General features: G+C 68.1%; 17 protein-coding genes and 1 riboswitch. Of the genes, 12 read left to right on the plus strand and 5 right to left on the minus strand.

Annotated features, from left to right (window positions below; translation table 11 throughout):
* Positions 1-106: 106 nt before the first annotated feature.
* The 3 genes from ON23_RS27300 to ON23_RS27310 are packed head-to-tail and all read left to right on the plus strand — an operon-like array spanning position 107 to position 7,240.
* Complete coding sequence (locus ON23_RS27300) at positions 107-352, plus strand: acyl carrier protein (protein WP_245556138.1); 246 nt, start codon at positions 107-109, stop codon at positions 350-352.
* Complete coding sequence (locus tag ON23_RS27305) at positions 349-5,481, plus strand: type I polyketide synthase (RefSeq protein WP_039781710.1); 5,133 nt, start codon at positions 349-351, stop codon at positions 5,479-5,481. Before ON23_RS27300 ends, ON23_RS27305 begins: the two co-directional genes overlap by 4 nt.
* A gap of 7 nt (positions 5,482-5,488) precedes the next feature.
* The gene (locus tag ON23_RS27310; protein ID WP_063821339.1) at positions 5,489-7,240 is read left to right on the plus strand and encodes a fatty acyl-AMP ligase; all 1,752 of its coding nucleotides are present in this window, start codon (positions 5,489-5,491) and stop codon (positions 7,238-7,240) included.
* On the opposite strand, the gene ON23_RS27315 is transcribed toward ON23_RS27310, so the two are convergent.
* The 3 genes from ON23_RS27315 to ON23_RS27325 all read right to left on the minus strand — a co-directional run bounded on the left by ON23_RS27315 (position 7,217) and on the right by ON23_RS27325 (position 9,046).
* Positions 7,217-7,603, minus strand: coding sequence for an RNA-binding S4 domain-containing protein (locus tag ON23_RS27315; protein ID WP_039781712.1), 387 nt, complete (start codon positions 7,601-7,603; stop codon positions 7,217-7,219). The genes ON23_RS27310 and ON23_RS27315 overlap by 24 nt on opposite strands.
* A 60-nt stretch (positions 7,604-7,663) precedes the next feature.
* Positions 7,664-8,341 carry a C40 family peptidase gene (locus ON23_RS27320; RefSeq protein WP_063821340.1) on the minus strand — a complete coding sequence of 226 codons (678 nt, stop codon included), beginning with the start codon at positions 8,339-8,341 and terminating at the stop codon, positions 7,664-7,666.
* Between the two features lie 18 nt (positions 8,342-8,359).
* Positions 8,360-8,524: riboswitch (cyclic di-AMP (ydaO/yuaA leader) on the minus strand.
* 234 nt (positions 8,525-8,758) lie between these two features.
* Entirely contained in the window at positions 8,759-9,046 is a 288-nt protein-coding gene (locus ON23_RS27325) for a hypothetical protein (RefSeq protein WP_039781714.1), read from the minus strand.
* A gap of 163 nt (positions 9,047-9,209) precedes the next feature.
* On the opposite strand from ON23_RS27325, the gene ON23_RS27330 reads away from it, so the two are divergent.
* Both ON23_RS27330 and ON23_RS27335 read left to right on the plus strand, forming a co-directional pair.
* Positions 9,210-10,394 (plus strand): ATP-binding protein, encoded by a 1,185-nt coding sequence (locus ON23_RS27330; protein WP_039781715.1) that lies wholly within the window; start codon positions 9,210-9,212, stop codon positions 10,392-10,394.
* 95 nt (positions 10,395-10,489) lie between these two features.
* Positions 10,490-12,445 (plus strand): acyl-CoA dehydrogenase family protein, encoded by a 1,956-nt coding sequence (locus ON23_RS27335; RefSeq protein ID WP_039781716.1) that lies wholly within the window; start codon positions 10,490-10,492, stop codon positions 12,443-12,445.
* A gap of 72 nt (positions 12,446-12,517) precedes the next feature.
* Here the strand turns inward: ON23_RS27335 and ON23_RS27340 are convergent, their stop codons facing one another.
* Positions 12,518-13,648: an epoxide hydrolase family protein gene (locus tag ON23_RS27340; RefSeq protein ID WP_039781717.1), complete on the minus strand. Its 1,131-nt coding sequence runs from the start codon at positions 13,646-13,648 to the stop codon at positions 12,518-12,520.
* A 248-nt stretch (positions 13,649-13,896) separates the two neighbouring features.
* Here ON23_RS27340 and ON23_RS27345 point away from each other — a divergent pair, with 248 nt between their 5' ends.
* The 5 genes from ON23_RS27345 (at position 13,897) to ON23_RS27365 (ending at position 19,345) form a co-directional block, all read left to right on the plus strand.
* A complete protein-coding gene (locus ON23_RS27345; protein ID WP_083904261.1) occupies positions 13,897-14,913 on the plus strand; it encodes an alpha/beta fold hydrolase in 1,017 nt (338 codons plus the stop codon).
* Positions 14,914-15,092: 179 nt separating this feature from the next.
* Positions 15,093-15,383: an Rv0250c family protein gene (locus ON23_RS27350; protein ID WP_030514117.1), complete on the plus strand. Its 291-nt coding sequence runs from the start codon at positions 15,093-15,095 to the stop codon at positions 15,381-15,383.
* A gap of 306 nt (positions 15,384-15,689) precedes the next feature.
* Complete coding sequence (gene sdhC / locus ON23_RS27355; RefSeq protein ID WP_039781718.1) at positions 15,690-16,520, plus strand: succinate dehydrogenase subunit SdhC; 831 nt, start codon at positions 15,690-15,692, stop codon at positions 16,518-16,520.
* 60 nt (positions 16,521-16,580) lie between these two features.
* On the plus strand, positions 16,581-18,596 hold the full coding sequence (locus ON23_RS27360; RefSeq protein WP_039781719.1) for a fumarate reductase/succinate dehydrogenase flavoprotein subunit: 2,016 nt from the start codon (positions 16,581-16,583) through the stop codon (positions 18,594-18,596).
* Between the two features lie 2 nt (positions 18,597-18,598).
* Positions 18,599-19,345, plus strand: a complete 747-nt coding sequence (locus ON23_RS27365; protein ID WP_039781722.1) for a succinate dehydrogenase/fumarate reductase iron-sulfur subunit — start codon at positions 18,599-18,601, stop codon at positions 19,343-19,345.
* Between the two features lie 101 nt (positions 19,346-19,446).
* On the opposite strand, the gene ON23_RS27370 is transcribed toward ON23_RS27365, so the two are convergent.
* Complete coding sequence (locus ON23_RS27370) at positions 19,447-19,644, minus strand: hypothetical protein (RefSeq protein WP_039781724.1); 198 nt, start codon at positions 19,642-19,644, stop codon at positions 19,447-19,449.
* A 468-nt stretch (positions 19,645-20,112) separates the two neighbouring features.
* Here ON23_RS27370 and ON23_RS27375 point away from each other — a divergent pair, with 468 nt between their 5' ends.
* Together ON23_RS27375 and ON23_RS27380 are read left to right on the plus strand one after the other, a co-directional pair.
* Complete coding sequence (locus ON23_RS27375; protein ID WP_036507264.1) at positions 20,113-20,316, plus strand: hypothetical protein; 204 nt, start codon at positions 20,113-20,115, stop codon at positions 20,314-20,316.
* Positions 20,313-20,564, plus strand: a complete 252-nt coding sequence (locus ON23_RS27380; protein WP_039781727.1) for a hypothetical protein — start codon at positions 20,313-20,315, stop codon at positions 20,562-20,564. Before ON23_RS27375 ends, ON23_RS27380 begins: the two co-directional genes overlap by 4 nt.
* The last annotated feature ends 60 nt before the right edge of the window (positions 20,565-20,624 follow it).

A 20,624-nucleotide genomic window follows, 5' to 3' on the forward strand; every position in this document is an offset into this window, starting at 1 on the left:
CCGTCACTCTCGCCCCTGTGGCCTCAGCTGTCCCGACCTCTTCACCGGGCCCCGACTTGTCGGCATAATCGCTGGGGAACCTGCACTATACGGGGAGGGAGTGGCGGTGGGGCAGCGGGAGCGGATCGACACCATGGCGGACGCGGCGATCGCGGCGATCGCGCACATGCTCGGCACCGAACCCGAATCCGTCTCGACGACACTGCCTTTCATCGACCTGGGGTTGACCTCCGCGCAGCTCGCCCGCCTCACCGGTGTGCTGGAAGACGCGCTGGGCATGGAGATCTCACTCACCGATCTCTACGACAATCCGGATATCGAGCGGCTCGTCGACCATCTCGAGGGCCGATGACACCCGCCACGCCACCGATATCGATCATCGGTATCGGCTGCCGAGTTCCGGGCGCGGCCGGCGTGAACGACTTGTGGCGCTTGCTGATCGAGAGCCGCAGCGGGGTCGGCGACCCGCCGCCGGATCGCGACGGCGCGGGCCGCGGCGGCTATCTGGAGTCCATCGCGGAATTCGACAACGAGCGGTTCTCGATCTCCGATCGCGAAGCGGCACTGATGGATCCGCAACAGCGGCTGGCGCTGGAGGTCGCGGTCGAGGCGATCGACGATGCCGGAATCGGCTATGGCCTGGGCGGATCGAATACCGCGGTTCTGTTCGGCGCCTGCGGATTCGACCACGGAGCGGTCGTCCTCGGCGACGGGGGGCAGGACGCGCCTTACGCGGTGACGGGATCCGCGCTCAGCATCATCGCCAATCGGATCTCCTATGCGCTGGACCTGCACGGACCCAGTGTGGTGCTCGACAGCGCGTGTTCGTCCTCGCTCGCCGCGGTGGACCTCGCGCTGCGGCTGCTCGCCGACGACGCGGTGCCGTACGCCATCGTCGGCGGCGTGAATCTCGCACTGCTGCCGCATACTTCGCGGTATCTGGAGCAGGGCGGCTTCCTGGCTCCGGACGGGCGGTGCAAACCGTTCGACGCGGCGGCCGACGGATACGTGCGCGGTGACGGGGCGACGGTGCTGGTGCTGCAGCGCACGGCCGACGCCCGGCGTGCGGGCAACCGCCGCTATGCCGAGATCGTCGGTGCCGCAGTGGGTTCGGACGGGCGCTCGAACGGTCTGTACGCGCCGAACGGACGCGCACAACAACAGGTGATCCGGACGGCGTGGGCACGGGCCGGCCTGGACGTGCGCTCGGCCGGGTATTTCGAATGTCACGGCACGGGAACACCGGTCGGCGATGCGGTGGAAATCGAGGCCCTGGCCGCCGTGCTCGACGCGCCGCGCGGTGCGGCGAAACCGTATGTCGGGTCGATCAAATCGAATATCGGCCATCTCGAGGCGGCTGCCGGGGTGACCGGGCTGGCCAAGGTGGCGCTGTGCCTGCACCACGGAACCATCGTGCCCACCATCAACTTCCAGCGCGAGAATCCGCTGCTGCGGTTGGCCGAACGCGGCCTCCGGGTACCGGGCGAAGTGGTCGGCTGGGCCGCGGACTCCGGCGACCGGCGCTGCGCGGGAGTCAGCTCGTTCGGATTCGGCGGAACCAACGCGCATGTGGTCGTGCGGGAGGCGGAGCCGGGACCGGTCCGTGAGGTGCGGCCTCCGGTGCTCATCGGACTCACCGGTCGCGACGAGGACGAACTGCGCGAGACCGCGGCCCGGCTGGCGGGCGCCGGGGAGCTGTCACTGTCCGGCGTGGCCGCAGCCGGACGCGCACTGCCCCAGCCGATTCGGGCCGCGATCGTCGCGGACGAGGCCGACGAGGCCGCCGACGCCCTGCGCGCGCTGGCGAGCGGCTCCGACTCGCCGGCCCTGCTCGGAGTCGGTGGTCATCGGCGCGGCCGCGTGCTGTTCCTGTTCTCCGGACAGGGCGGTCAGCATCCGCGAATGGGGCGCGAGCTGGCGGCCCGGTATCCCGAATTCGTCCACGCCGTGGCCGAAGCGGCGGACGCGGTGGCGGATGCGGGCGGGCCGCGCGTGTGGACGCCCCGGCACGGCTTCGCCGACAGCATGGGCCCCACCGAGACGGTGCAACCGGCGCTGTTCGTCTACCAGGTGGCGCTGGCCCGACTGCTCGCGACATGGGGAATCGAACCGGATGCGGTGGCGGGACACAGCCTGGGCGAAATCGCGGCCGCCGTGGTCGCGGGCGCGTTGTCCCTCGGCGATGCCGCACATCTGGTCACCGTGCGTTCGCGGGCGCTGGGCCGGCTGGCCGGGCAGGGCATGATGGCGATGCTCGAGGCCACACCGGACCAGGCGCGGCGGCTGGTCGAACCCCTGCGCGCGGAGGTCGCCGTCGCGGCGGTGAACGGCCCCCGGACGGTGGTGGTCTCCGGCACCACGCGGTACATGGAGACCCTGCTGCGGCGAGCGCGGCGGCGCCGGTACTACGTGCGGCCGGTGCCGGTGGATTTCGCGGCGCACAGCCCGCAGGTTCGCGCGCTGGCCGGTGAATTCACCACCGCGCTCCGGGCACCGCAGCCGCGCGCGCCCCGGGTGCCGGTGTTCTCGACGGCACGGTCGGGCCGGCTCATCGATTCCGCCGCGATGGATACCGAGTACTGGATCGACAACCTGTGTGGCACGGTCGATCTGGACGCTGCCGTCGAATCGGCCGTGGGCCGGGGGTACACCTCGATCGTGGAGATATCGCCGCATCCGGTGCTGGCGCCCGCCGTACGGGATTATCCCGAACTGGCCGACTCCGTCTTCGCGGCCGCGCAGCGTGACGGCGAGGTCGCCGCCCTGCTCCGGACCGTCGGTGCGATGTATGTGCGGGGGCGACACGTCGACTGGTCGATCCAGGGCCCGGCTGCCGGTCCGGTGATCGAACGGCGGTGGCGGCGAAAGGCGTTCCCACTGCTCACTCGCACCGCGACCGACCCCGGACGCGAGCGGCTGGACGATCACGTGGTGAACGGCGTGCCGACCGTGCCGGCCGCGTATTGGATTCGGCGCCTGCTGGATTCGGCGCCCGGCCCGATTCGGCTGGCCGACTTCACGGTGCACGAACGTACGGATATCGCCGATCTCGCGGCGGTCGGCTACCGCAGCGGGTCGGATCTGCGCGTCCTGCTGGGGCCGGTGTTGCTCGCCTCGGCACGTGCCGACAGCGCCGCCGCGCCCGCCGACATACTCGGCTGGATGCGCACGGTGGACGACCATCGAACCTCCGTTGCGGCAGCGGACGAACTCGATATCGTCGTGTTCTACGCATCCCTGCGCCGCCGCGGACTCGACTACGGTCCGCGCTTTCGCCCCTTGGCGGCCCTGCGTGCCGGGAGCCGTAGCGCGGTCGGCGTCTTCGATTCCATCCCGCTGTCCACCGCCGCGCTCGACGGCTGTCTGCAGCTGATCGCCGCCGCCGGCCGGGAGGTACTGCCCGCGGACGGACTCGCGGTGCCCGTGGCCATCGCGTCGGTATGGCTCTCCGATGCGCACCGCCTCCTACTGACCGAGGCGCATGCGTTCGTGCGCGAGCACGGGCCGGACGGCCTGCTGTGCGACGTCATCGCGCTCGACCAGGACGACGCGCCCGCAGTGGCGTTGATCGGTGTGCGAATCGCGTTCTCGGGCACGGGTTTCGCCGCGGAGCGGACGTCGGAGATCCCGCACACGGTCGCCTTCCGCCCTTCCGGAGGCACCGGATTGCGCGACGGTTCCGGCGCTGCCGCCGACGACAGCCCCGACACACAGCCGGAGAACACGCACCCGCCGGTCCTGGGTGAGCAGCGCCAATCCCGCACTGCCGGTGCCGATTTCGGAGGCATCGCGAGCGCGGGGATGCACGGGCTCCGTCGGCGCACCGCCGCGCGCGGACGAGCCGACTACGACGCGACGGTCGCCACGGCACCGGAGTGGGCGAACTCCGTACTGCGCGAGGAACAGTGGATCGCGGCGCCGTTCTCCGCCGGAGCTACGGAGGCGGTGGATCCGGCCATCGAGCGGGTTGCGGTCGTCGGAGAATCGCGCCTCGCGAAGTCGATCGCCCGTGCCCTGGACCGGCATCTCCCCGCCGAGCGGATCGCCCGGGAGCCGGGTGAATCGACGGCCTTGTCGGCGGCAGCCGGACGATCGGCCCGCACGGCTGTCGTCCTGGTCTGGCCGGAAACCACCGGCACGGATCCGCTCGTCACCGGGCTCGAGCGAGCCTTGCGCGTCGTACAGCAGGTGATCGCCGCGGAAACGACGGCGAGCCTCACCGTGGTGCTGCGGCATCCGGCATCCGTCGCACACAACGCCGTCGCCGCACTGGTACGGACGCTGCAGTTGGAATCCGGCCGACCGGTGCGCCTGATCTGGTCCGACGAATCGGGCGCCGATGCCGTCCGTGACCTCGTGCTCCGTTCGGGTGGGCCCGCGGAAGTGCGAGTCGAGGGTGCGCGAACGCTGGTGCGGCGGTTCCGGCGGCTCGGCGGAACCGGCTCCGCGGTTCCGCTCTGCGCCGACGGGACCTACGTGGTCACCGGCGGGCTCGGCGCGCTGGGAGCCGCCGCGGTTCGGTGGCTGCTCGAACAGGGAGCGCGCGATGTCGTGGTCCTGACCCGGCGTCCCAGGCCGCTGCCGCCCCTGCTCGACGGCGCCGAGGACCGGGTGGTGGTCGTGCGCTGTGATGTCGCCGATCGCGCGGACCTGGCCAACGCGCTCGACGACATCCGGGCCTGCGGATCGACGATTCGCGGCCTGGTGCACGCCGCGGGCATGCTGCAGGACGCCGAATTCGACCGGGTGACAGGCGAATCGCTGGCATTGCACTTCGACCCCAAAGTGACCGCCGCCGGCTCACTGATCGAACTGACAGCGAACGATCCGGTCGACTTCACCGTCCTGTTCTCCTCCGCCACAGGACTTTTCGGCGCCCCCGGGCAGGCCGCCTACGCCGCCGCCAATGCGGCTCTGGACGCGCTGGCGCTCGCCGCCACCGGCCGGTCGGTGACCAGTATCGCCTGGGGCAGCTGGGATGCCGGACTCGCTCGCTCGGCCGGGGGCGCCGCGCATCTGCGAACGGCCGGCATCACCCCCTTCGATGTCGCCCGCGGCATGTCCGTGCTCTCCGCGGTCCTCGGCCGCCCGCAAGCGGTGGTGCTCGCGCTGGATTACACGCCCACCGACGACGCCGGCCCGATCGCGGCCCGGCTCCGCGAGGCGCTGATTCCTGTTGCGCCGCCCCGGGTTTCGTCGCCACGATCCGATCGGCGGCCGTCCGATACCGTGACGAACGCGGAGGAGGTTCGACGCATCGTCCGCGCCACAGTCGCCGGCGCGCTCTCGCGGCCGGTCGAATCCGTCGATTCCGACGCCGACTTCGCGACACTGAACCTCTCCTCGCTGCTGGCGATCGATCTGCGCCGCCGTTTGGAGGCCGGGCTGGGAATTCGTATCGCGACGGCCGAGCTGTTCGACAACCCCTCCGTCACAGCCTTGTCAGCGGCATTGGCAGCGCGGATGACGCGACAGGAGTGAGCATGATATGACCGACCGATTGGCGGCGGCCGTCGCGGCGCGAGCAGCGGAAGCACCGGACGATCCGGCCTTCACCGCCCTGGCTCATCCCGGCGGCCGGCAGGTGGCGGAGACCGTCACGACCTCGCAATTGCACGGCGCGGCGGGCGCACTGGCAGCCGCCATCCGCGAGCGGACGGCGCCCGGTGATCGCGTCGCGATTCAGTGCGAACACGGCCTGGACTATGTCGTCGCCTTCCTCGGCTGTCTCTACAGCGCACGCACCGCGGTGCCGCTGTTCCCGGACACGATGCGCCACAATGCCGGCCGGTTGCGAACGATCCTCGGCGATGCCGAGCCGAGGCTGCGTCTCGTCTCGCCCGGTTGGGCGCAGCCGGTGCCCGGCGCCCGGGGTCCGGATGCCGGTCGGCCGCCGCACGGTGAACTCCTCACGGTCGATGCGCACGCCCGCACCGACGATGTCCGAGTGGATACGGTCGGCGCGCATCCCGCCTACCTCCAGTACACCTCCGGGTCCACCACTTCGCCTGCGGGAGTGTGTGTTTCCCACGCGAACCTCGCGGCGGCGCTGGATCAGCTGCGTGACGCCCTGGCACCGGCCGACGATGGCCCGATGGTGAACTGGCTCCCGTTCTTCCACGATATGGGCCTGGTGTTCGCCCTGGCACTGCCGCTGTATCTCGGCGTTCATGCGATCACGCTGCCACCGTCCGACTTCGCCAAACGGCCGATCCGATGGTTGCGCGCGTGCGGCGAGTATCGCGCGACCGCGACCGCGAGCCCGAATTTCGGTCTGACGCTGGCGGTTTCGGGCACCAGCGCGGAGGAACGGGACGGCCTCGACCTGTCGTCGTTGGATCTGCTGCTCAACGGGGCCGAACCGATCCGCGCCAACGCCCTGGGCGCCTTCACCCGCACCTTCGCGCCGCACGGATTCCGCCACCGCGCCCACACCGCGGGATACGGCTTGGCGGAGGCGACCCTTCCGGTCACCATCTCACGCCCGGAGGCGGAACCGGTATGCGTCGAATTCGACCGCGCCGCCCTCGGCTCGGGCCGGGCGATCGTCGCGTCCGCGGGCCATGCGCTCGGCCGGGCGGATGGTCTCGCCCTGGTCGACTGCGGCCGTCCCGCCGGGCAAACCGTGCGCATCGTCGACCCGATCACACTCACCCCCCGTGAGGACGGCGCCGTCGGCGAGATCTGGGTGCGGGGTCCGAATGTCGGTGCCGGATATGCGGGACTGCGCGAGCGGACCGCGGCCACCTTCGGCGCGGTGCTGCCCGGAGAGCCCGGAACGTGGCTGCGCACCGGAGATCTCGGCTTCGTCCACGACGGGGGTCTGTACATCGCGGGCCGCCTGCGCGACACCATCGTCATCGACGGCCGCAACCATTTCCCCGCCGATATCGAAGCCACCGCCGCCGACTCGGCGCCCGAACTGCGGCCCGGGCATATCGCGGCGTTCGGGGTCGATACCGGTGAGCGCGAGGACCTGGTGATCATCGCGGAAATGACGAGTCCACCGCCCGCCGCGAACGATCTCGGCCGGCGGGTCCGGGCCGCGGTGGCGACGGTGCACGGCGTCTCGCCGGCGGAGGTGCTGTTGTTGCCGCGCGGCGCGATTCCGAAAACGTCGAGCGGAAAGCTGCGCCGGGGCGAGTGCCGCGAACTCTATCGGGCAGGGGAGTTCGGCGGCGGCACCGGCGTCGAGGCGGCGCTCCGCCCCGGGAACTCAGCTCGAATCGCGGCCGAGTAGCCGATCGGTCTCGCGGCGTTCGCGCTTGGTGGGCCGTCCGGCACCGCGGTCGCGCTTGGGCATCGCGGCGACGATCTCGGGTGCGGGCGGCGGGGGGCTCTTGTCGATGTAGCACTGCGTGGCAATCGAAGCGCCGACGCGTTTGACGACAAGCCGGACCACGACGACGATGCGTTCGACTCCGGCATTGCGGACCCGCACCTCATCACCGGACTTGATCTGATGAGCGGGTTTGACGGCCGTACCGTTGACACGCACGTGACCGCCGCGGCACGCGGTGGCCGCAGCGGATCGTGTTTTGAACAGCCGGACAGCCCAGATCCAGGAGTCGACCCGCGCTGTAGCTGGTTGTGCCTGTTCCAGTTTCGCTCCTCACAGTAGGCCCGGCGGATCACCGCCGGGCCGTGCTGTCGAGCGGAACGACTAGGCGACGCGGCGTGCGGTGACGATCGAGTCGGGGTCCAGATGCGCGTAGCTGACGGTCTCACCAGACTGCGGCGCCTGGAGGATCTTGCCATCCCCGGCGTACATGGACACGTGGCCGCCACCGTTCTGGATCACCAGGTCGCCCGGCTTCAGGTCCTGGAAGGCGACCGGCTTGCCGACATGCGACTGTTCGAAGCTGGTGCGCGGCAGTTGAATTCCGGCCTGCTTGTACGCCCACTGCACCAGACCGGAGCAGTCGAAGTTCGAAGGACCGGAGGCGCCCCACACGTAGTCGGCGCCGATCTTGCTGCGCGCAGCGTCGAGAGCGACGTCGCCGACGCCGTGCTGCTGCTGCGGCTGGCCGAACATGCCACCCAGCGGGTTCTGTGCGGCGTTGGGGACGCCGGGCGCGATCGCCTGCGAGCTCAGCGCCTGCTGAACTCCCTTGATCTGATCCGCGTGATCGGCGAGCACCTGGTTCGCCTGGCTGACCTGCTGGTCGAAATCCGAACCCAGCGGAACGTCGAAGTTACCGACGCCGGGAACGTTGATCGTGGCCGCCATGGCCGGAATCGCCGGAATCGCACCGGTTGTGGCCGCTACTGCGCCGCAGACCAGCGCACCCTTGACGGAATTCGGCAGCCGAGATTCCCGTTGCAGACTGTGTTTACCCACCGAGCTGAGTCTCCTGTTTCTTCCTTGCCCACGCGCCGACCGGGTTAGCTGACGGGTTCGGACCGGGAAGATTCGGCCCTACCCCATCGACCTTGCGACCGAAGAGGATTCACCCCAGTAACCTGGGTCCCCGGTTCAGCGATCGAGCTGCCCACTCGACTGCTGATTAGGCGGTGACTCAGCGGGCCGCCCCTCTAATGAAGCGACATACTCCGCGAAGTCACGAAGAGATTACGACGGCTCGGTGTTGTTGTCCACCCCACACGACGGCGTGTCTGCCCGCGTGTCGCCAAATCGCCAGGACCACCCCCGATTACAGCCCGGCGAATCGATCTGCTATGGAGATCACGACACGGTATCCACGGCTCTGTGCTCGTTATCGAATCGAGTCGCCCGGGCGTTACACCGGCGGCCGATTCACCCGGCCGCTCCGCGCGAACCGACCGCGCGCTCCAGTTCCGCGATGCGACCTCGCGCGTCCGCCAGTTCGGTTTCCAGCCGGCCCAGGGCGATCACGAGCGGGCCGACCGCGAGATCGGCCACCAGTTGCGGATCGTCGTACCCCTGCTCGATCGCGTGCAGGATGTTGTCGCGAATCCGGCGCGCCACGCTCGCTCCGGCGGGCACGTCCCAGGATCCGACGACCTCGGCCACCGTGGGGTTCGGCCGATCGCCGGACTGCTGATCTTCCGAATCGGTGGACATGACCCCTCCTGCGGACATTTCGGACCTCGATCAGCCCCCAGCGTAGAGAGCGCACCGCGCCCGGTCACGCCGCGCGGCGAATGCCATTCGATTGGATAGCGCAATCTAGGACATCCCGTATATATCCCGAGATTTCGGTGCGAACGCGCTACGGTGTCGAGGCATGGACCCCGTGCGGAATCCGTATGCTCCGGGCGCCGGCCAGCGCCCGCCCGAACTCGCCGGGCGCGACAAACAGCTCGACGCGTTCGACATCGTGCTCGAACGCATCTCGCGCGGACGTCCCGAACGCAGTGTGATGCTCACCGGCCTGCGCGGCGTGGGAAAGACCGTGCTGCTCAACCAACTTCGGTCCACGGCCCGATCACGCGGGTGGGGAACGGGCAAACTGGAGGCCCGCCCGGATCAGGAATTGCGGCGGCCGCTGGCCTCGGCGCTGCATATGGCGGTGCGCCAGATCGCGGTCGCCCATCGCAATCCCGAGATGGTGGACGATTTCCTGGGCATCCTCAAGGCCTTCGCCCTGCGCGCGACCGCCGACAAGGGGATGCGCGAACGCTGGCAACCCGGTATCGACGTCCCCGCCGTCACCGGACGCGCGGACTCCGGTGACATCGAGATCGATCTCGTGGAGTTGCTCCTCGAAGCCGCTCAGCTGGCCCGCGACATCGGCGTCGGCATCGCCGTGTTCATCGACGAGATGCAGGATCTGGGACCGGCCGACATCTCCGCGATCTGCGGCGCCTGCCATGAACTGAGCCAGGAGACGGCGCCGCTGATCGTGGTGGGCGCGGGTCTGCCGCATCTGCCGGCCGTGCTCTCGGCCTCCAAGAGCTACTCCGAGCGACTTTTCGGTTACCACCGCATCGACCGGCTCGATCGCGATTCCGCCGATCGCGCGCTGATCGCGCCCGCCGAGCGCGAGGCGGTGGAGTTCACCGAGGAGGCACTGAAGGCCTTGTACGACAAGGCCGATGGGTACCCCTATTTCGTGCAGGCCTACGGTAAGGCCACCTGGGATGTCGCCGCCCGCAGCCCGATCGGCGCCGAGGATGTGGAACTGGCGGCCCCGGCGGCCGAGGAGGAACTGGCGGTCGGCTTCTTCGGCTCTCGCTATGAGCGGGCAACTCCCGCCGAGCGCGAGTACATGCGGGCGATGGCCGATCTGGCCGGCGACGACGGGCCGGTCCCCACCGCGGCGGTCGCCAAGGAACTGGGTCGCAAACCCGCGTCCCTGTCTCCGGCCCGGGACGGACTCATCAAGAAGGGGCTGATCTATTCCGCCGAGCGGGGCACGATCGGCTTCACGGTGCCGCATTTCGGGCGGTATCTGCGCGGCGTGCAGTAATTCTTCGACCCCCGATTTCGCCGGAGGCCTACCGGCGAGTAACAAACCCTCCTACACTCGAATGTGATCCTGGTCACGTTTCGAGGGAGGATCCCATGGCGACAGCCGCGAAAGTTCACGCCACCGAAGAACAGGCCCGCGCACTGGTCGAGGAATCACGCGAAAGCACCTGGGCCAAACCGTCGTTCGCGAAGCAGATGTTCCTCGGCCGGTTCCGGCTCGACCTGATCCATCCGTATCCACAGCCCGCTCCCGACGACGCGGCGCGGACCGAGGCCTACCTGGAACGGCTGCGGGCCTTCTGCGAGACCTTGGACGGATCGGTCATCGAGGCCGAATCGAAGATTCCGGACGACTACGTCCGCGGCCTAGCCGAACTCGGCTGCTTCGGACTCAAGATCCCACCGGAATACGGTGGGCAGGGACTGTCGCAGGTCGGCTACAACCGGGCGCTGATGATGGTCGGCTCGGTGCACGCGAGTTTGGGCGTGCTGCTGTCGGCGCATCAGTCGATCGGCGTGCCGGAACCGCTGAAGCTGGCCGGCACCGAGGAACAGAAGCGCGAATTCCTGCCCCGGTGCGCGCGGGGCGCGGTCAGCGCCTTCCTGCTGACGGAACCGGACGTCGGATCGGACCCCGCCCGGATGGCGAGTACCGCGACCCCGACCGCCGACGGCGAGGCCTACGAACTCGACGGTGTGAAGTTGTGGACGACCAACGGTGTGGTCGCCGAACTGCTGGTGGTCATGGCGCGGGTACCGAAGGGCCCCGGCCATCGCGGCGGCATATCCGCCTTCGTGGTGGAGGCCGACACCCCCGGCATCACCGTCGAGCGCCGCAACGCCTTCATGGGTTTGCACGGGATCGAGAACGGTGTCACCCGCATGCACAAGGTCCGGGTGCCGGCGCGCAATCTGATCGGACGCGAGGGCGACGGCCTGAAGATCGCGCTCACCACGCTCAACGCGGGCCGGCTGGCCATCCCCGCACTGTGCACCGCGGCGGCGAAGTGGTCGCTGAAGATCAGCCGCGGCTGGTCGGCGGCGCGCGTGCAGTGGGGCCGCCCGGTCGGCGAACACGCGGCGGTCGCGTCGAAGATATCCTTCGTCGCCGCAACCGCTTTCGCGCTGGAGGCGGTGCTCGAACTGTCCGGGACCATGTGCGACGAGGCGCGCAACGACATCCGCATCGAAGCCGCACTGGCCAAACTGTGGGCCTCCGAGATGAGCTGTCGCATCGCCGACGAACTGGTACAGATCCGCGGCGGCCGCGGCTACGAGACCGCCGCCTCGCTGCGCCATCGGGGTGAGCGCGCGGTACCGGCCGAACAGCTGGTGCGCGATCTGCGGATCAATCGGATCTTCGAAGGCTCCAGCGAGATCATGCGACTGCTGATCGCCCGCGAGATGGCCGATGCGCATATGGCCGCCGCGGGCGCGCTCGTGGATCGCCATGCGGCACTGAAGGACAAGGCCACCGCCGCGGTCGGGGCGAGCGGCTTCTACGCGAAATGGTTCCCGCAGTTGGCGGTCGGCCGTGGCACGCTTCCGGCCGGCTATACCGAATTCGGGCCGCTGGCAACGCATCTGCGCTTCGTCGAGCGGATGTCACGCAAGCAGGCGCGCGAATTGATGTACGCGATGGCGCGCTGGCAGGCGAAACTCGAATACCGGCAGGGGTTCCTGGGCCGCCTCGTCGATATCGGCGCGGAGCTGTTCGCCATGTCGGCGGCGTGCGTCCGCGCCCAGGCCATGCGCGCCGAGGACAGCCGGGACGCGGCCGCGGCGACGGAACTGGCCGACACCTTCTGCCGCCAGTCCCGGTTGCGGGTCGAGGCCGCCTTCGACGCACTGTGGGACAACACCGACGACGCCGACACCGCGCTGACCCGGCAGGTGCTGGAGGGCCGCTACGAATGGCTGGAGTCGGGCGTGCTCGATCCCAGCGAGGGCACCGGCCCGTGGATCGCGGAGTGGGAATTCGGCCCGTCCACCGAGCACAATCTGCTCACCCCGTTCCTGCCGTCCACGCGCACGGCGGCCGACGTGTAGCGATCCATCGGGAAATCTAGGGCTGTCTAGTCTCAAAGATCGAGAGCCCTAGATTTCCCGATGAAACGGCGCTCAGGCGAGATCGCCGAAGAATCGGCGCAGGTCGGCCGCATATGCCTGCGGCTGATCCATCGCGATGAAATGGTGTCCCGCCGGATTGTCCTCCGGCCAGTGCACGATCTTCGCGGTGCGCTCGGCGAGCCGGCGGATGCCCGGTGCGCCGCTGTACACCCCGGTCGGGACCTGCGCCGAACCGGTCGGCCAGGCGAAGCCGGTGCTGTCGTAGTACGACCACGCCGACGTCCCGAAGCTCTGGGTGAACCAGTAGATGCCGACGGTGGTCAGCAGCGCGTCACGGTCGATCGCCGCGTCGAGCGCGCCGGCGGCGCTGAAGTCGGTGTACTTCTGCACCATCCAGGCCAGCGCGGCGGCGGGTGAATCGTTCCATCCGATCGAGAAGGTCTGCGGCGCCGCACGCAGCAGACCGTGATGATCCACGCCGTTGACCCAGTCCGCCGACATCATCGCCTCGTAGCCGGCCCGTTCGGCATCGGTCAGGATCGGCACATCGGCCTGGGTGGGGAAGCCGAGACCGGCGGTGATGTAGAGCCCGGCCACCCGGGCCGGCGCCGCCTCGGCCATCGCGGTGCCCACATAGGTGCCGAGGTCACCGCCCTGTACGCCGTACCGCTCGTAGCCGAGCCGGGCCATCAGTTCCACCCACATCCGGCCGACACGGTCTGCGCTCCAGCCGGTTTCGGCAGGCGCGGCCGAGAATCCGTACCCCGGCACCGACGGTACGACCACATGGAAGGCCCGTGCGGGATCGCCACCGTGCGCTCGCGGATCGACGAGAAGGTCGATGAGGCCGTCGAATTCGGCGAAGGTGTTGGGCCAGCCGTGGTTGAGAACCAGCGGCAGCGCCTCCGGCTCGGGCGAGCGCACGTGCAGGAAGTGCACATCGACACCGTCGATCTCGGTGCGGTACTGCGGGAAGCGATTGAGCCGGGCTTCCTGTGCCCGCCAGTCGTATTCGGTGCGCCAGTAGTCGGCCAGGTCGCGCAGCCGCGTCACCGGGACGCCCCGGCTGCCCTCCGCGCCGGGCAGTCGCGGCGCCCAGCGCGTCCGCGCGAGCCGATCGCGCAGATCGTCGATATCGGACTGGGGTATGTCGATGCGGAAGCTGCGGATCTCTGCGCTCATGGACCCCACGCTAAGTGCGATATAGGCCAGATTCGGTCCTAGTGCCGGGAGCCGGTGTCGAGTTCTTTCTAGGGCGTTCTACAACGTGCCGTAGATACGCGAATATTCTGCCGATTCCCTCCTGCCGGATCGCCGGCGAACGAGCGGCAGCAGTTGTACAACTTCTGCATAACACCAGGTTATGGCCGTTAACGCGGCGGCAATCAATTCCGACATCCGGGCAGGTACGGACTCTGCAGGAGGACGTCATGTCCACGACGAACGCCACCCGCGTCACCGTCTGCGCCGACGACGGCACCCCCCTGGCCGCCTGGACCTTCGGTCCGCCCACGGCCTCGGTGACGGTGGTCTTCGTTCACGGCCACTGCCTGCGGACCGAATCCTGGTGGTTCCTGCGGGATCAGCTGCTGCGGCAATGGGGCTCCGGCACCCGGATGGTGTTCTACGACCACCGCGGGCACGGCGATTCCGCCGGCGCCGATCCGATGACCTACACCATCGACCAGCTGGGCCACGATCTCGACGCGGTCCTGCGGGCGGTCGCGCCGACGGGACCGGTGGTGCTGGTCGGCCATTCCATGGGCGCGATGGTGGTGCTGGCCTACGCTCGCCTGTTCCCGGCCACGATCGGCACCCGGGTGGTCGGCGTCGGGCTGATCGCCGGGGCGGCCGCCGGCATCACCGCGGTCGGGCTGGGCCGATTGCTGAACCGGCACACCGTGACCTCACTGCGGGTCGCGGTCCAGCGGGCGCCGCGGGCGCTCCAGGTGTCGAAGCGGTTGGGGCGCCGCGTTTTCGAGCCGATGGTGCGGGAGGCGAGTTTCGGCTCGCGCCGGGTGAATCCGCGCATGGCCGCACTCGCCACCGCGATGCTCAACGACACCCCGCTGCCGACCATGGCCTACTTCCTGGATTCACTCATCCACTTCGACGAGACGCCCACGCTGCGCCTGCTGTCGGAGCTTCCGGCCCTGGTGCTCGGCGGATCGGCCGACATCATGATTCCGTTCGCGCACTCGGTGGTCCTCGCCGCGCAGCTCGGTCGCGCCGAACTGGTCCGGCTCGACGGCGCCGGACACAGCGTGATCCTGGAGCGCGCGGAGGAGGTGGCGGTGGCCGTCGCGGCACTCGTGGACCGCGCGACCGGAACCCCGGCCCTCACTCCCGAAGGCCGGGGAGCCGACACCGCCGCGCTTCCGGTTCTCGCGGCACTCGTGGGGATGGAGTCGCCGTCGGTCACGGCGACCCTGCCGGCCGCCGGATGAGGTTCGCCCGCCGCGCCGGGCGCGCAGGTGGCGAGATCTTTTTCCCTCTGCGACGAGCCAGAACGCGAATGATCACGTAATGTGTTGTAGATCACGATGTGCGGTCCGTCACAAAATTGATCTTGCCTCGCGGGCGGGATCGGATCCGGTGATCGGCCCGGAAGCACCAGGAGGTTTCGATGACACGCAGTGAGATCGCCGAACTGCGCTTCGCGGTCGGACAGCTCCGGCAATGCGTCGGCGCGTTGCGCACCCACTACGGAGATGCCAACTCGGTCCGCCGGCTGGAGAACGATCTCGAACGACTCACCATCGACGCCGAGGAGTTCGAACACACCCCGCCGCCCGAGGTGGACAGCCGCAGGCAGCAGGAGGTCATCTACGTGCCGGACAGCAAGTCCGACGAGGCGGCATGGATGGGCGCACAGGACGAGGGCCTCGGCTTCCATTCGAGGCCGCGCACCAAGTAACCCGACATTCACCAGCAGCACGGGCCGTCGCGGCGGCCGTCCATTCCGCCGCGACGGCGCTGCGGCCCGTCGGTTCCCGCTCCACGGTATTCGCGAAGAAGGTCCGAAGTAGCTCGTCATTCACTCGCTGTACCGCCGCCGTCGAGCGCCCAGAAAATGTGGCGCAAATCATAGGACGGGGCGGCGATAGTTCTTGCCTGGACCGGCCTCGAGTCATAGCCCGGTTGTCGTATGGTGCTCAGCATCACATTCGACGCCGGAGGTAACGATGACGTTCCACGGGGTAGACCAGCGAGGCAGCTTGCAGTGAGCGCAGCACCGACACGCGCCCCCGAGGCGGGCACGGGAGTTTTCAGCAAAGGCCGCGCGGCCATTTCCACACGCACTCTGCGTACCGACCGATGGTGGGTCCCCCCACTGCTCACGGTGCTCGGACTAGCCGCATTCATCATCTACGCAACCGTGAGAGCCTTTGTGCGAACGGCATATTGGGTCTCCGACTACCACTATCTGACGCCGTTCTACTCACCCTGCGTGAGTACCTCGTGCGTCGAGGGTTCGAGCCACTTCGGGCACTGGGTCGGCAACCTGCCGATGTGGATTCCGCTCGGTTTCCTGGTGCTGCCGTTCCTACTGCTGTTCCGGTTGACCTGTTACTACTACCGCAAGGCCTACTACCGCGCGGTGTGGTTCTCGCCGCCGGCCTGCGCGGTCGCCGAACCGCACGGCAAATACACCGGTGAGACGCGGCTTCCGCTGATCATCCAGAACGTGCACCGCTACTTCTTCTATGTCGCGGTCGTCGTGTCGGTGGTCAACACCTACGACGCGGTCATGGCGTTCCACGGCAAGGACGGTGGCTTCGGCTTCGGCCTGGGCAACATCGTCCTGGTGGTGAATGTCGTTCTGCTGTGGGCATATACGATCTCGTGTCACTCCTGCCGGCACATCACCGGCGGCCGTCTCAAACACTTCTCCGCCCATCCGGTGCGCTACTGGATGTGGACGCAGGTGTCGAAGTTGAACACGCGTCACATGCAGCTGGCATGGACCACGCTGGCCACCCTGGCGATCACCGACTTCTACATCATGCTCGTCGCCAGCGGGACCATCTCCGATCCGCGTTTCATCGGTTGATTCCGGCGACAGACAACGCCATAGAGCCCCATTCCTCAGTGTCCCAGGAGTATTCGTTTCATGCCTGAAGTCGAACGGCACAAGTACGACGTCGTCGTGATCGGTGCCGGTGGCGCCGGCCTGCGTGCGGTGATCGAAGCGCGCGAACGCGGCCTCTCGGTGGCGGTGGTGTGTAAATCGTTGTTCGGCAAGGCCCATACGGTCATGGCCGAAGGCGGATGCGCCGCCTCGATGGGCAATGCCAACGAGAAGGACAACTGGCAGACGCATTTCCGCGACACCATGCGCGGCGGAAAATTCCTCAACAACTGGCGCATGGCCGAACTGCACGCCCAGGAGGCACCCGAGCGGGTGTGGGAGCTGGAGACGTACGGGGCGCTGTTCGACCGGACGCCCGACGGGCGGATCAGCCAGCGCAACTTCGGCGGGCACACCTATCCCCGCCTCGCCCATGTCGGCGACCGCACCGGCCTCGAGATCATCCGCACCATGCAGCAGAAGATCGTCTCGCTGCAACAGGAGGATTATGCCGCGACCGGCGATTACGAGGCCCGGATCAAGGTGTTCGCCGAATGCACGATCACCGATCTGCTCAAGGACACGAGCGGTATCGGTCAGCGCCCGGAGGAGGCAGCGGGCGTAACCACGGAGGGCGCCCGATCCCGCTCCAATGACACAGGCGCCATCTCGGGTGCGTTCGGGTACTGGCGGGAGTCGGGACGGTTCGTCCTGTTCGAGACTCCGGCGGTCGTGCTGGCCACCGGCGGGGTGGGCAAGTCCTACAAGGTCACCTCGAACTCGTGGGAGTACACCGGCGACGGTCATGCCCTCGCGCTGCGCGCCGGAGCCTCGCTGATCAATATGGAATTCCTGCAGTTCCATCCGACCGGTATGGTCTGGCCGCCGAGTGTGAAGGGCATTCTGGTCACCGAGGGTGTGCGCGGTGACGGAGGCGTGCTCAAGAACACCGAGGGCAAGCGGTTCATGTTCGAGTACATCCCGGCGGTGTTCAAGGGCCAGTACGCCGAGACCGAGGACGAGGCCGATCAGTGGTTGCGCGACAACGATTCCGCGCGCCGCACCCCGGACCTGCTGCCGCGCGACGAGGTGGCCCGCGCGATCAACGAAGAGGTCAAGGCCGGGCGCGGCACGGAGCACGGCGGGGTGTACCTCGACATCGCCTCCCGGCTGCCGGCCGCCGAGATCATGCGGCGGTTGCCGTCGATGCATCACCAGTTCAAGGAGCTGGCCGATGTCGACATCACCAAGGAGCCGATGGAGGTCGGGCCGACCTGTCACTACGTGATGGGCGGCATCGAGGTCGATCCCGACACCGGCGCGGCCACCGTGCCCGGATTGTTCGCCGCCGGTGAATGTTCCGGCGGTATGCACGGATCCAACCGCCTCGGCGGCAACTCGCTGTCGGACCTGCTGGTCTTCGGGCGACGCGCCGGGCTGGGCGCGGCCACCTACGTCGAACAGCTGGCACAGCGTCCGGCCGTCGCCGACGCCGATATCGACGCGGCCGCGAAATCCGCACTGGCGCCCTTCGATCCGCCGGCCACGGGGACCGGGGAGAACCCGTACACCCTGCACACGGATCTGCAGCAGACGATGAACGACCTGGTCGGCATCATCCGCAAGGAGCACGAGCTGGAACAGGCCATCGGCCGTCTGGGTGAACTGCGGGAGCGCTACGACAGTGTGACCGTCGAGGGTCACCGGCAGTTCAACCCCGGCTGGCATCTCGCACTCGACCTTCGAAACATGTTGCTGGTCAGCGAATGTGTCGCGCAGGCGGCGCTGCTGCGCACCGAGAGCCGCGGCGGTCACACCCGCGACGACCATCCGCAGATGGACCCGCAGTGGCGCAATCGGCTGCTGGTGTGCCGGACCGATCCGGACGGTGTGGGCCAGACCGTGCCGCCGGTGACGGTCACCTCGGAGGATCAGAAGCCGATGCGGCCGGATCTGCTCGCCCTGTTCGAGTTGAGCGAGCTGGAGAAGTATTACACCCCGGCGGAGACCGCCGCTCATCCCGCGGCCGCCGAATCATCCGCGAAAGGGGATGAGTAGCAATGGGTTACGATGCCCACTTCCGCGTATGGCGCGGTGACGACGACAAGGGCGAACTGCAGGACTACACCGTGGAGGTGAACGAGGGCGAGGTCGTCCTCGACATCATTCACCGGTTGCAGGCCACCCAGGCTCCGGATCTGGCGGTGCGCTGGAACTGCAAGGCCGGTAAGTGCGGTTCCTGTTCGGCCGAGGTGAACGGCCGCCCGCGCCTGATGTGTATGACCCGAATGTCGACCTTCGCCGCCGACGAGGTGGTGACGGTGACGCCGATGCGCACCTTCCCGGTCATCCGTGACCTCGTCACGGATGTCTCCTTCAACTATCAGAAGGCCAGGGAGATACCGTCTTTCACGCCGCCGGCCGATCTGAAGCCGGGTGACTACCGGATGCAGCAGCGAGATGTGGAACGTTCGCAGGAGTTCCGCAAGTGCATCGAATGTTTCCTGTGCCAGAACACCTGTCACGTCGTGCGCGACCACGAAGACAACAAGAACGCCTTCGCGGGGCCGCGGTATCTGATGCGGGTGGCCGAGTTGGAGATGCATCCCCTGGATGTGGCCGACCGGCGCGAGATGGCGCAGGAGGAGTTCGGGCTCGGCTACTGCAACATCACCAAATGCTGCACCGAGGTGTGCCCGGAACACATCAAGATCACCGACAATGCCCTCATTCCGATGAAGGAAAGGGTTGTGGATCGGAAATACGATCCGGTCGTCTGGTTGGGTAACAAATTGTTCCGGCGATAATTCGACGGCGGAATCGGCGACGATATTCGCCGCCGATTCCGCCGTTGATTCAGTTCGTTTCGAATAAGGGAAATCAGGTAGCCGGTCGAATCTCCGACCGGCTACAGCATTGTCACGACCCCGATCGCGACCACCGCGACCAGTGCCCCTATCAGCAGTGACGAGAGCATGGCCCCGGTCAGTACGTAAACCCCGACGGCCGATACCACGAACAACATTCCGACGATCAGATGTTCGACCCAATCACCCGGAAGCAGTTTGCGGTACCGAGGTGAGGTATTTCTCAGCCCGCGATCCATGTCATTCTGATTACCCGATCACGGCCTGGGTAAACATACGTTCGTTGCGAAACGGGTGTGGTTTCGTGATCTGCGGGCAAATATTTCGGGTCGCCGGCTCGGAGCCGGTGCGCGGCGGCATGCCCGACGTGTTCGCAGGTAGCGAGGCTCGAGCGGATGCGAAAAGTCCTGTTCTCCCAAGCTGTTTCGGTGCTGGCGATTCGCTGGGAATCGGACGGGATCGGCGATTCCGCCCCGCGCAGCGCCGATCTGATGGATGCTGGGAGTGTGCTCGCAGCGGGGCCCCGGAGTCGGCTCGCCGGGCACAGTCGGGTATCGCATGCAGGAACGAGGAGTCATGGCTGTTCATGTCATCGGGTCGTCGTTGATGACCAGCGAACTTTCGTCCGCTTCGACCGGCCGCGCCGCGACCGGACCACAGGATCCACCAGCTCCACCGCGCCGCCGGTTCGCGGCGGGGGTGTCCGAATGCAACTGACGAATCTGCACATGCCGGTCGCCGGGCTGCTGCGCTGCGGCGCCGATCCGGGCATCATGACCGTCGAACAAGCCCATGCCGCAATGCAACTGCACCTCGACTGCACCGTCGACACGTGCGTGGTCAGGCGGCGGGCGCGGGCGGTGCTGGTCGAACAGGGCCGCTGTGTCCTCGACGATCGGGCCATCCCGTGACCGCGTTCGCCGGGGGAGGCGCCCGGCATGCCGCCCACCGACACGCACGGCACCGGGTCGGCGGGGGATACCGCGCGGCGGCCCGGCTACCGGAGACCCGGCCGCTACCCGTCGGCGGCGCCCACCGCCCGCGCCATGCGCGCCGCCGTGGACCGGATCTGTACGACCGCATCGTTCTCGCGATTGCCGGTTGGCTGCTGGCGATCCGGATCGCCTTCGTCGGCGAGCATGTGATCGACGAGGTGTAGCGGCGCGCGCCGGACGCTCGGGGATGACGTCCGGCGCCTCCGGGCGCGCCGTCGCCCGGC

Source organism: Nocardia cerradoensis NBRC 101014, from assembly GCF_000308535.1.
Classification (GTDB): Bacteria; Actinomycetota; Actinomycetes; order Mycobacteriales; family Mycobacteriaceae; genus Nocardia; species Nocardia cerradoensis.